Raw genomic sequence first — 11,154 nt, forward strand, 5'->3', positions numbered from 1 at the left:
GGCTTTGTTGAATAAATCGAACTTTTAGGTGATTAGCGGATCTGATCGATACAGTCGTTTCAGCATTGGATCCCCATGGCAAAGCAAAAGTTTAAAATCACTAACTGGTCCGCCTACAACAACGCACTCAGGCAGCGCGGTTCACTCACTGTGTGGCTTGATGAGTCAGCCATTGCAGCATGGACTGACAGTACACAGCCCGAAGGGCGTGGCCGTCCGCTTCACTACACCGATATGGCTGTCATCACGGTTCTGATGATGAAGCGCGTGTTCAACCTGTCGCTCCGGGCATTACAGGGCTTCGTTGACTCGATTTTTAAGCTGATGGCTCTGCCGCTGTGCTGCCCGGATTACTCTCTGGTCAGCAGGCGGTCAAAGACCGTCAACATCAACATAAAGACGCCAACCCGGGGTGAAATCGCGCACCTGGTCATCGACAGTACAGGCCTGAAGGTTTTCGGTGAAGGTGAATGGAAAGTCAGGCAGCATGGGGCCGACAAACGCAGAGTGTGGCGCAAGCTCCATCTGGCCGCAGACAGTGCGACGCACGAGATTATCTGTGCCGATTTATCGCTCAGCGGAACGACAGATGCACAGGCACTGCCGGTGCTGATTAACCAGACCCACCGGAAAATCAGGGAAGCCTCAGCAGACGGCGCCTACGATACCCGTTACTGCCATGATGCTTTGCTGAGGAAAAAAATCAGGCCGCTCATTCCGCCACGAAGTGGTGCGCAATACTGGCCCGACAAGTACCATGAACGTAACCACGCCGTGGCAAATCAGCATCTGAGCGGCAGCAATGACGTCTGGAAAAAGAAAGTGGGTTATCACAGGCGTTCAGTGGCAGAAACGGCCATGTTCCGGTTCAAAACGCTCTTGGGTGCTCATCTGAGCCTGCGGGACTATGACGCGCAGGTGGGTGAAGCAATGGCGATGGTCAAAGCGCTGAACCGGATGACGCTGTTGGGGATGCCGGACAGCATCCGGATCGCATAACGGGTGTACCGGCGGGAGCTATCCTGTCGCCTGACTCTGATTTATTCAACAAAGCCCCCAAACGTCATTAAGCAACCTCTCTCGTAGCAGCAGTTTGTCGTTATTACGAATAAACAACGAAAGCAATCTGCTGGTCGGTTTAAGTAAAGCTACTTTATTGCTGGCATTATCGATATGCATCAATGTGCCTTCCTCCTCGTTATAGAGGATGCTCTCATTTATAATGAAAATCATTTCATTTACCCGTCAACTTTCCTGTCGAGAGATTATTCTGAGACCTGCTTGCGCTTTTTTCAATCCCTTGGGGTGGTGGTAAATAGGATTTTTCTCTCTTTCTCTATAATTGGTGTGAAATAGTTGTATGCATACAAGTGAATTAAAATAAATATAGATAATTAAATGATAATTCTTGGCATTAAAATCTATATAAATGAATTTTATTTATATAATAAACTGTGTTTTTGTATTTTTACGACATAACATTCCATTTTTGTAATGGGGAGTGTAAATTTGTTTCCACTGATACGGGGTGCGGAAACGCAACGTATTAGCCACGGAAGCTACGCCCAGAAATAATACGGTGCGTTGAAGATGTGACTCTAAGGATTTAATTTTCTCCACTACTTACTAAGGAATGTAAGGGATCTCTATGAAACTGAATAAAATCATGCTGGCCGCCGTTATGGCTTTTGGTGTTTCTTCTCTGGCTAACGCGGCAGACCAGGGCCACGGTAAAGTGACCTTCTCGGGTTCTATTATCGACGCGCCTTGCTCTATCTCTCCTGAGTCAATGGATCAGACCGTTGAATTGGGTGCGATCTCTAACGTGGCGTTGAAAAACGGCGGTAAATCTACCCCGCGCAACTTTGATATCAAACTGGAAAACTGCGAGCTGACAACTGCTGTTCCTGGCAAGAACAACACCGTTTCTCTGACCTTCACCGGCGCCGTTTCCGCCATTGACAGCAAGCTGCTGGGCATTACCGGTACCGCTAAGGGTGCGGGCATCGCTATCACCGACGGCTCCGGCAACGACATCGTGCTGGGTACGAAAACCAATGCGCAAACGCTGCAAAACGGCGCCAACACCCTGAGCTTCGCCGCCTACCTGCAGGGCGTTAATGCTTCTACCGGGGTTGTTCCTGGCGAATTCCAGTCTGTTGCAGACTTCACCCTGGCTTACCAGTAATCATTCTCCCAATGATGGACGTCTGATTATCGGGCATGCGGGATCACCCGCATGCCATTTAGACCCCGTTACTTCACAGGGAAGGAAGAGAACATGATGAGACAAGGAACGGTGGCACCTTGCCTATTGTGCGCGTTGTTAGGTTTTAGCTCACAGGCTATTTCTGCCTCGCAGGGCTGGGGGCGCGTCAATATGCAAGGAGCTATTCTCGATACTGCCTGCGCCATTGCCACGGAGAGTCGTGAACAAACAATCAATATGGAAATGGTTCCTTTCGCCGATATTATTCGCGACGGGCAGGGGCGGGCGGTGCCGTTCAGCATTGAATTAGTGAATTGCGTACTGGAGCGAGCAGATAAAACGCTGCCGGACTGGAAACAATTTCAAGTCACCTTTGACGGTTTTGCCGACGGTGAATTATTCGGTGTAAAAGGCGAGGCTTCAGGAATAGCACTGAGAATCACTGATGCCGCCGGAAATATAGCCAGGCCGGGTGCGCCTATGCCGCCAATGAATATTATTCCGGGAAGTTATCGCCTGAATTACGCCATGACGTTAATCGGCAATAACCAGCCACTAAAAGCGGGTGACTATTTCTCCGCGGTGCGTTTCAAAATGGATTACTACTGAGGCGAGCGTTATTTACAAGGACTCTAATAAATAAAAGGTTGTGGACATGATGTTTTTGCCTGCAGGGAAGCCGTTTCGTTTTCATCTTCTGAGCACCGGTGTGGCGCTGGCGCTGGGGAGCGTCTGGGCGCCTGTCGCTAACGCGGAGGAGATTCAGTTCAATACCGATGTGCTGGACGTCAACGATCGTAAAAATATCGATCTGAGCCAGTTTTCGCGTGGCGGCTTCATTATGCCCGGCAGCTACAGCATGGTGGTGCACGTCAACAAGAACGATCTGCCGGAGCAATCGGTGGCGTTCTATGCTCCGGACGACGATGCCAACGGCAGCCGCGCCTGCCTTACGCCAGCGCTGGTCGAGCAGTTGGGCATTAAGGACGACATGCTCAAAAAGCTGACCTGGTGGCGTGAGGGGGCCTGTCTGGACGAGGCCAGCCTGCCGGGGATGGAAATGCGTGGCGATCTGGCCACCTCGGCACTGTACCTGAACATCCCCCAGGCCTACCTGGATTATGTCTCGGAGGATTGGGATCCGCCGGCGCGCTGGGACGAAGGCATTCCCGGCATGCTGCTCGACTACAACCTGAACGCGCAGACACAGCGCCAGCTGAAATATGGCACGCAGGATTACAGCCTGAGTGGCAACGGTACGGCGGGGGCTAACCTGGGTGCCTGGCGGCTGCGTGCCGACTGGCAGGCGAACCTGCGCCACCAGACCGGTTCCGGTCAGCCGACGGACAAGCGGCTGGACTGGAGCCGTTATTACGCCTATCGGGCCGTGCCGGCGCTGCGTTCCAAGCTGACTCTGGGTGAAGACTATCTGGACTCCGGGGTGTTCGACAGCTTCCGCTTTGGTGGGGTGAGCCTGCGTTCCGACGACAGCATGCTGCCGCCCAACCTGCGCGGTTACGCGCCGGAGGTAACCGGGGTGGCGAAGAGCAACGCCAAGGTGACCATCAGTCAGCAGGGCAGGGTACTGTATGAAACCACCGTAGCCGCCGGGCCATTTCGCATTCAGGACCTCAACGATGCGGTCTCCGGTGAACTGGACGTGCGGGTGGAGGAGCAGGACGGCAGCGTGCAGGAATTCAAAATGAGCACCGCCAGCATCCCGTACCTGACGCGGCCCGGTTCGCTGCGTTACAAGCTGGTGGCGGGTAAGCCGTCGGACATGGATCACCGTTACCAGGGGCCGATGTTCGGCACCGGCGAATTCTCTTGGGGGGTGAGCAACGGTTGGTCGTTGTATGGCGGTACGTTACTCGGTGGCGACTATAACGCACTGGCGCTGGGTATCGGGCGTGATCTGTTGCTGCTGGGGGCGCTGTCATTCGACGTTACCCAGTCGCGCGCCAAACTGCCGTACAACGACGAGACGCTGAGCGGCGGTTCGTACCGCCTCAGCTACTCGAAAAGCTTCGACGAGCTGGACAGCCAGGTGACCTTCGCCGGCTACCGCTTCTCGGAACAGAACTTTATGAGCATGGGCGAGTACCTGAACGCCCGTAGATACGGGCAGCGGTACGGCAGCAGCAAGGAGATGTACACCATCACCTACAATCAGCAGCTGCGCGATCTGGGATTGAGTGCCTACCTCAACTACAGCCACCAGACCTATTGGGACCGGCCGGCCAACGATCGTTACAACCTGACGCTGTCGCGTTACTTCGATGTGGGAAACATCAAGAGCTTGAGCCTGTCGCTGTCGGCCTACCGCAACCGCTACAACGCGCGCAATGACGACGGCATGTATTTGGGGCTCTCGGTGCCGTGGGGTAATGGCACCACGCTGAGCTATAACGCCACGCTGAACCGTGACGACAATACCCACCGTGTGGGGTATTACGATCGCATCGACGATCGCAGCAACTACCAGATCAGCGCCGGCGGTTCGCGCAGCGGCGCTAATCTGAGCGGCTACTACAACCGCGACGGTGATTTGGCACGGATGAGCGCCAACGCCAGCTACCAGCAGGACCGCTACAGCGCATTCGGCCTGTCGGCACAGGGCGGCATGACGCTGACTGCGGAAGGCGGGGCGCTGCACCGCACCAGCAGGGCGGGCGATACTCGATTGTTGCTGGATACCGAAGGTGTGGCCGGGGTGCCGGTACGCGGCTACGGCAGCGCGGTGGCGAGCAACCGCTGGGGCAAGGCGGTGGTGACGGATATCAACAGCTACTACCGTAACAACGCCAGCATCGATCTGGACAAGCTGGGCGACAACGCCGAAGCGATTAAATCGGTAGTGCAGGCGACGCTGACCGAAGGCGCCATCGGTTACCGCAAGTTTGCGGTGATCGCCGGGGAGAAGGCGATGGCCGTGATCAAGCTGGCGGACGGCAGTGAACCGCCGTTCGGCGCGACAGTGCTGAATGCCCGTAAACAGGAGACCGGTATCGTCAACGACGGCGGCAGTGTCTACCTGAGCGGCATCAACGCCGGCGAGCGCATGACGGTGCGCTGGGACGGCGCCGTGCAGTGTGAGGTGCAAATGCCGACGCCGCTGCCGGCTGAGATGTTGGCGACGAATTTACTGCTGCCGTGCCGGGCATTAAGCGCCGGTGCGAACGGCGAAGAACACTGAATTGAGGAGTTTTTATGATGAAGCAACGTAATGTTATCGGTCTGTTGGCCACGACCACTTTATTGGCCGGCGTCCTGGCACCGACGGCGCAGGCAGCCATCGCATTGGACCGTACCCGAGTGATCTTCGATGGCGGCGTGCAGTCGGTGAGCCTGAGCGTGAGCAATCAGAACAAGCAGCTGCCGTACCTGGCCCAGGGCTGGCTGGAGGATGAGCAGGGCAACAAGATCCAGAGCCCGCTGACGGTACTGCCGCCGGTGCAGCGCATCGAGCCGGGCAAGCCGAGTCAGGTGAAGATCCAGGCGCTGCCGGCGGCGAAAATGCTGCCGCAGGACCGCGAGACGCTGTACTACTTCAACCTGCGCGAGATCCCGCCGAAGAGCAACAAACCGAACTCGCTGCAAATCGCATTGCAGACGCGTATCAAACTGTTCTACCGCCCGGCGGCGATCGCGCCGGAACGCAACGCGGCGCCGTGGCAGGAACAGCTGACGCTGAGCAAGCAGGGTGACAAGTACATCGTCAACAACCCAACGCCGTACTACGTCACTATTGTAGATGCCGCCAGTCGCAAGGGCGTTGAAGGTGCCAAAGGCTTCGAGCCGTTTATGGTGCCGCCGAAGGGTAGCACGCCGTTAACGGTAAGCGCGGGCAGCGTGGGCAACAGCCCGGTGCTGACCTACATCAACGACTACGGCGGCCGGCCGCCGCTAAGTTTCAACTGCAGCGGCAGCGCCTGCACGGTGGTGCCAGAGAAGAAGGCGGCGGAGTAATACGCCAGGGCGTTGAGCGGGAGGAGGCGGCATGAAGAGCAAGCGACTGGGATGTGTGCTGGCGCTGGTGGCAGGGATGGCAGCCGGATCGGTGATGGCGGCGGACAATATGTTGTTTCACGGTGCGCTGGTGGCGGAGCCTTGCACGCTTAAACCGGGAGATGAGGACATCCGTTTGGATTTTGGCACGGTCATCGACAAGTACCTTTATGCCAATGGCCGTACGCCGACCAAGCCGTTTACTCTGACGTTGCAAGATTGCGATCTTAGTCTCGGTCAAACGGTAAAGATAACCTTCAGCGGCAATAAGAGTCTTGAATTGCCTGACCTGCTGGCGCTGGATGGCGGCAGCCAGGCCAGCGGTATCGCATTGGGGTTGGAAACGGCGGAAGGTAAGCCGGTGGCGCTCAATAAGCCCAGTCAGGAGATGACGCTGGCCAGCGGCAGCACTAGCCTGGCCCTGCAGGTTTATGTGCAGGGTGAGCCGACGGCGCTCGCACAAAAGAGCATCGGTCTCGGCGCATTTTCCGCCGTCGCCACCTTTGGCCTGGAATATGAATAAACCGACAAGGAGAACGGCGGATGGCAGGTAAAGGATTGATAACGGACGACAGGCGGCAGCTGTGTGCCGAGCTGCGCTACTACGCGGTGCTGGGCGGGTTAGCGCTGATGGCGCCGCTGAGCCTGACCGCGCTGCTGTGGTTGTTGCCGGCGGCGCAGGCGGTGGACAACTGGGAGGTCGAGGGGGCTAACGGTGTGCTCTACGTGCATGGTTCGTTGGCGGTAAATGCCTGTCGTCTGGAGATGGACAGCGCGCGGCAGGACATTGCTCTGGGCGAAGTGACTACAGGGCGGTTGGCCCAGTTGGGCGATCGCGGCACATCGGTGCAGTTTGAGCTGCGGCTGCGCGACTGTCTGAACTCTCGGGCTGCCAGCCGGGATGAACGAACCGGAGCGCTGAGTTGGGCGGCGGATCAGCCTGCGGTGCGGGTGAGCTTTAAGGCGCCGGCCGATAAAGATGATTCGCACCTGGTGAGAGTGGCGGGGGCCACGGGGTTTGGCCTTCGACTGTTGGATCAATACGGCCGGGATGCCCGTTTAGGCAGCAGAGGGGCGCCGCTATGGGTAAAGCCGGGTACCGACGTTTTAACCTACACGATTATTCCTGAACGTACGCTGTCGCCGCTAAGAGCAGGAGTTTATCAGGCAAGAATAGATTTTAACCTTAGTTATGACTAAGCACGGTGGAAATAGCGTGCCCAATGCGGCGGAACAGGCAAGGAGGACATGTGAAGACGCGTTTAAGTAGAAGAGAGCTTTCTTGCCTGCTGATGTTCACGGGCATGCTATGGGGGGGCAATGGCAATGCAGAAACACCGATAACGGTTAAAGTGACGATTATGGCGCCATTGCCCTGCATATTGAACGAGAAGCAGCAGATATACGTGAATTTTGGCGACGAGATCATGACCACCCGTATTGATGGGGATGCATATCGCAAGAAAATAGATTATAGCCTGAAATGTGATGAGCAGGCTAAGAACGCCATGAAGCTGCAAATTAAAGGGGATGGCGCGGTCTATGACGGCACGGTATTAAGAACCAGCAGGGATGGGTTAGGGATCGCCTTTGAACAGCAGCAGCCGGGAAAGAAGTTGCCGATCAACAGCTGGGTGAATTTTAACTATCCCAATCTTATCGATCTCTATGCGGTGCCGGTAAAAAAGAGTGGAGCCGATTTAAAAACGGGAGACTTTACCGCTTCCGCCATGCTGTATGTCGATTATCAATAGCAAGGATAAGAGATGAATAAGAACGTGACAGCGGTTTATTTATTTTTGTTGGTAGCGCCATATGTCTCCCTTGAGGCTGCTGAGGGGGTAAACATGACGTTTCGCGGCGGGCTTATTGCTCCGCCGCCCTGCACGATTAACGGCGGAAAAAAAATTGATGTCGATTTCGGTGACCGAGTGGGGGTGAATAAGGTTGATGGGAAGAATTATCGCCAGACTATTGATTATAGCATCACCTGTGAACGCGGCGCTTTGCCCTGGCAAATGACGTTGACGTTAAAGGGTGGCGTCAGCTTTGAGCGCGCCGCGCTACAGACCAATAAACTCGATCTCGGCATCCGAATTTACCAAAATAATACGCCATTTATTATCAATACGCCGTTAAACATTGTACCCGGTGATTTACCGCTGCTGGAGGCGGTACCGATAGCCAAGCCGGGCTCGACGTTGATCGAGGGCGCGTTTTCCGCCACGGCGACCTTACAGGCTGATTATCAGTAAGGGATTTTTCTTGCGGTAGGCCTCTTATATTACTAGGTGTCAGTTAAATTTCATCTTGTAATCAATGATGAGCGATATTCTTTGTATTCACTAATTTATATGATTTTGTGAGGGCTTATGAAAAAGGTCGTAAGATGCATTATTATGCTAAGTACGCTCTTGCTAATAACTAATCAAGTAAGAGCTGCCTGGGAAATGGATATAAAACTTTATCCACAACAAAAAATATTTAAGGTGAAAGTCATCCGCTGGGATGAGGATGACCCAGCTAAGAATATACTTTTCGGATGTAGGACTTCCGGTATGGGGTGTATGCTGGGAATTTATGGAATTCGTGATGGCGCCTATTTTTACGACGACAATTTTCCCATGCCGGATAGGGTTTCTGATATGCGGACTATGGGGGAGCTGGCTAGAGTATTTAGGGAACAGGGATATTTGAATAAAGAAATTCGGCGTAGCGCTTGGTATCCATACATTGATTATTGTTTTTATATTGGATATTACGTTATCACTGGACCAAGCACGGCATCGATGGTTCCAGTGCCCGGTGGCGTATCGGAGTGTCCTAAAACTGAAATATTGCCAACTTTTTGCAGTATTACTGAGCCTTATATTGAGCTTAATCATGGTTCCTTAAGTGGCGACTCGGTTAACGGTAATACCGTCAGTAAACCAATTCATGTGACCTGCAACAATGACTTTAATTTAGCGATTAAGTCAAAAAATTCCCAGGGGCAATTGTCTCTTGGTGGTGGGTTAAAAAGTCAGTTAAAAGTGAATGGTACCGATCTGGGGCAGGGATATAGTGACGTGGTTGGTCCGTCTGGAAAAACGTTTACGCTCTCTTCCACCTTAAGTGGATATACCGGCGCGACAGGCGATTTTCAGGGGGCAAGCGTTATTATCTTGGGTCTGCCGTAAAATCAGATAACTTTGTGGGGGTGTTAGAATGGTGTTGCAGCACCTCAGTTTTAGATAATCAAATGCTTTCAAGGTCACATAATGGTTTAATATAAATTAACAAGAATATTAAATTTAAAATAACACTTTGCCAAATGAGTGAGGTGCTATTTTACGCCAGGAGGGATATATAGTGAAGTCAATTAGTTTTCTTATTGATGACGAAAACCGTTATTTTGCCGCCGGCCTGCGGTACAGCATTATGCAATATGCGCAAGCCAACCATCAGGCAGTACGCTTTTTAGCGCCCGGCGGTGCGGTGCAGCCGGATGTGGTGATCGCTTCCGCGAGTCGGCGCGCCCAGCGCTGGCGCAGAACCGGCTATAGCGAAGCGGCGGCGCCTGTCGTCACCATCAAAGAGCGATATTTTGCCGCGTCGAAAGCGAATCGAGTGCTGTATCGCACCGACGATCGCCAGCGTCTGTTCGAATTGCTGAGCGAGATGCTGGAGGGCGCGCATTCTGCAGGCCAGCTTGAGCGCTGTAAGCTTACCTGCCGCGAACGCCAGGTGGTGAATTATCTGAGAAGCGGCCTTGATCAATCACAGGCTGCCAGAATAATGGGCGTGAGCGTCAAAACGGTGCACAGCCATAAGCGTTCCATAATGAGTAAGCTGATGCTAAATCGGAGCCATGACTTTATTTATTGGCTGTTATCCTATGAGGGAGAATATTCCTAACTTTGATGAGGGATATTCTCTTCGCTGAAATTTGTTATTCTCTCCTCGGACCAGATACTTGTTCATAGTTATGCAGTTCACTCAGAGCTGGTTAATAATATAAAGGAGATTAATTCATGGGAAGAATGATTGTTTCACTGATTGGTGCCTGCGTTTTGGTGGCCTCCTATGCGCAGGCCGGTTTTAATGGCAATCAACATGTGCAAGGGAATCAGGGCAGCACCAATGGCGCAGGCAATAGCAATATCGGCCAGTGTATAGCGGGCAACGGCCAGAACGCCGGGCAGTGCATCGGGGAAAATAACGGCGCGGCAAACCCTAAAGAGAAAGAAAAGAACGACAGGCTTATATCCCTTTGCAGTTCACCGTTTATGAAGAAGTATGCCGCCATCTGTCAATAAATCGTCAGGCGAAAAAGCAGGGAGATAATCGCCTGCTTTTTTGTGTCTTGCCGTTAACTCCCGCATCACATTAACGACAGGCGTACTTTTATTAGTGATTTATTTGGGTGCGTTAGCTCTCGATGTCTGCTGAATAAACCCAAGGACGGTGAAGTGGATCTGTTTTATCTGGCGCTCGGGCTACTGGCGTTGAGTCTTTATTGTTTTTATCAGCATGCGAAGCGTATGCGGAAAAGGCGGCTGGCCATTCAAGAAGATTTTTACCACCGGGTGGTTCGGCTAATCAGCCACAGATAGCAGCGGGAGACTGTGCTTTTGGCGAATGTAGTCTCCCGCGGTAAGGCATTGTGCTAATGCACCGCTCTCACCGGCATAGTGGCAGCGCTATTCCGGCCAACGATTAAGGCGCGACAAGGGCTCATTGACGGCGAAGATATTTGCGTTGATATCAACGATGCCGAAGCTCTTGAGGCGAGCGCTGTGCATCGCCAGATAAGCCTCGGCGCTGGCGAGATCGCGAAACAGATAAACGCCGCCGGCTTCCCCAACTGACTGATTTTCCAAATCAAACTCGTTTCATCGGCGATGGAATGGGCCAGCCCGGCCTGGCGCCGTGTTGAACAGCGCTTGAGCGCTGGC

Annotated in this window: 13 protein-coding genes; 12 read left to right on the forward strand and 1 reads right to left on the reverse strand. The window is 53.6% G+C overall.

Translation table 11 applies throughout. The features are described from left to right. Positions 1-75: 75 nt before the first annotated feature. From ADK28_RS17035 to ADK28_RS17090, 12 genes are all read left to right on the forward strand, one after another. A complete protein-coding gene (locus ADK28_RS17035) occupies positions 76-999 on the forward strand; it encodes an IS5 family transposase (protein WP_048795946.1) in 924 nt (307 codons plus the stop codon). Between the two features lie 649 nt (positions 1,000-1,648). Then, the gene (locus ADK28_RS17045) at positions 1,649-2,188 is read left to right on the forward strand and encodes a fimbrial protein (RefSeq protein ID WP_033638936.1); all 540 of its coding nucleotides are present in this window, start codon (positions 1,649-1,651) and stop codon (positions 2,186-2,188) included. A gap of 96 nt (positions 2,189-2,284) precedes the next feature. Then, positions 2,285-2,818 (forward strand): fimbrial protein, encoded by a 534-nt coding sequence (locus ADK28_RS17050; RefSeq protein ID WP_033641324.1) that lies wholly within the window; start codon positions 2,285-2,287, stop codon positions 2,816-2,818. Positions 2,819-2,864: 46 nt separating this feature from the next. Next, complete coding sequence (locus ADK28_RS17055; protein WP_048796219.1) at positions 2,865-5,405, forward strand: outer membrane usher protein; 2,541 nt, start codon at positions 2,865-2,867, stop codon at positions 5,403-5,405. Positions 5,406-5,422: 17 nt separating this feature from the next. Beyond that, positions 5,423-6,178, forward strand: coding sequence for a fimbria/pilus periplasmic chaperone (locus ADK28_RS17060; protein WP_048796223.1), 756 nt, complete (start codon positions 5,423-5,425; stop codon positions 6,176-6,178). Between the two features lie 31 nt (positions 6,179-6,209). Further along, positions 6,210-6,740 (forward strand): fimbrial protein, encoded by a 531-nt coding sequence (locus tag ADK28_RS17065; RefSeq protein WP_048796220.1) that lies wholly within the window; start codon positions 6,210-6,212, stop codon positions 6,738-6,740. Positions 6,741-6,760: 20 nt separating this feature from the next. Then, entirely contained in the window at positions 6,761-7,417 is a 657-nt protein-coding gene (locus ADK28_RS17070; RefSeq protein ID WP_033638933.1) for a fimbrial protein, read from the forward strand. A gap of 50 nt (positions 7,418-7,467) precedes the next feature. Then, complete coding sequence (locus tag ADK28_RS17075; protein WP_239686254.1) at positions 7,468-7,971, forward strand: fimbrial protein; 504 nt, start codon at positions 7,468-7,470, stop codon at positions 7,969-7,971. A gap of 12 nt (positions 7,972-7,983) precedes the next feature. Further along, positions 7,984-8,472 (forward strand): fimbrial protein, encoded by a 489-nt coding sequence (locus tag ADK28_RS17080; protein ID WP_048796221.1) that lies wholly within the window; start codon positions 7,984-7,986, stop codon positions 8,470-8,472. Positions 8,473-8,616: 144 nt separating this feature from the next. Continuing rightward, positions 8,617-9,396 carry a hypothetical protein gene (locus ADK28_RS31640; protein ID WP_161802719.1) on the forward strand — a complete coding sequence of 260 codons (780 nt, stop codon included), beginning with the start codon at positions 8,617-8,619 and terminating at the stop codon, positions 9,394-9,396. Between the two features lie 172 nt (positions 9,397-9,568). Then, the gene (locus ADK28_RS17085) at positions 9,569-10,114 is read left to right on the forward strand and encodes a helix-turn-helix transcriptional regulator (RefSeq protein ID WP_033638931.1); all 546 of its coding nucleotides are present in this window, start codon (positions 9,569-9,571) and stop codon (positions 10,112-10,114) included. Between the two features lie 116 nt (positions 10,115-10,230). Further along, complete coding sequence (locus tag ADK28_RS17090; RefSeq protein ID WP_048796222.1) at positions 10,231-10,515, forward strand: hypothetical protein; 285 nt, start codon at positions 10,231-10,233, stop codon at positions 10,513-10,515. A 384-nt stretch (positions 10,516-10,899) separates the two neighbouring features. Here the strand turns inward: ADK28_RS17090 and ADK28_RS17095 are convergent, their stop codons facing one another. Then, entirely contained in the window at positions 10,900-11,079 is a 180-nt protein-coding gene (locus ADK28_RS17095) for a YdhR family protein (protein ID WP_050072192.1), read from the reverse strand. Positions 11,080-11,154 lie beyond the last annotated feature (75 nt).

Source organism: Serratia sp. 506_PEND, from assembly GCF_001076875.1.
Lineage (GTDB): Bacteria > Pseudomonadota > Gammaproteobacteria > Enterobacterales > Enterobacteriaceae > Serratia > Serratia marcescens.

Bases quoted from the DNA above. Each gene is read 5' to 3' on its own strand.
- ADK28_RS17080 (WP_048796221.1), top strand. From the start codon at position 7,984: ATGAATAAGAACGTGACAGCGGTTTATTTATTTTTGTTGGTAGCGCCA.
- ADK28_RS17090 (WP_048796222.1), top strand. From the start codon at position 10,231: ATGGGAAGAATGATTGTTTCACTGATTGGTGCCTGCGTTTTGGTGGCC.
- ADK28_RS17060 (WP_048796223.1), top strand. From the start codon at position 5,423: ATGAAGCAACGTAATGTTATCGGTCTGTTGGCCACGACCACTTTATTG.
- ADK28_RS17045 (WP_033638936.1), top strand. From the start codon at position 1,649: ATGAAACTGAATAAAATCATGCTGGCCGCCGTTATGGCTTTTGGTGTT.
- ADK28_RS17035 (WP_048795946.1), top strand. From the start codon at position 76: ATGGCAAAGCAAAAGTTTAAAATCACTAACTGGTCCGCCTACAACAAC.
- ADK28_RS31640 (WP_161802719.1), top strand. From the start codon at position 8,617: ATGCTAAGTACGCTCTTGCTAATAACTAATCAAGTAAGAGCTGCCTGG.
- ADK28_RS17065 (WP_048796220.1), top strand. From the start codon at position 6,210: ATGAAGAGCAAGCGACTGGGATGTGTGCTGGCGCTGGTGGCAGGGATG.
- ADK28_RS17050 (WP_033641324.1), top strand. From the start codon at position 2,285: ATGAGACAAGGAACGGTGGCACCTTGCCTATTGTGCGCGTTGTTAGGT.
- ADK28_RS17070 (WP_033638933.1), top strand. From the start codon at position 6,761: ATGGCAGGTAAAGGATTGATAACGGACGACAGGCGGCAGCTGTGTGCC.
- ADK28_RS17055 (WP_048796219.1), top strand. From the start codon at position 2,865: ATGATGTTTTTGCCTGCAGGGAAGCCGTTTCGTTTTCATCTTCTGAGC.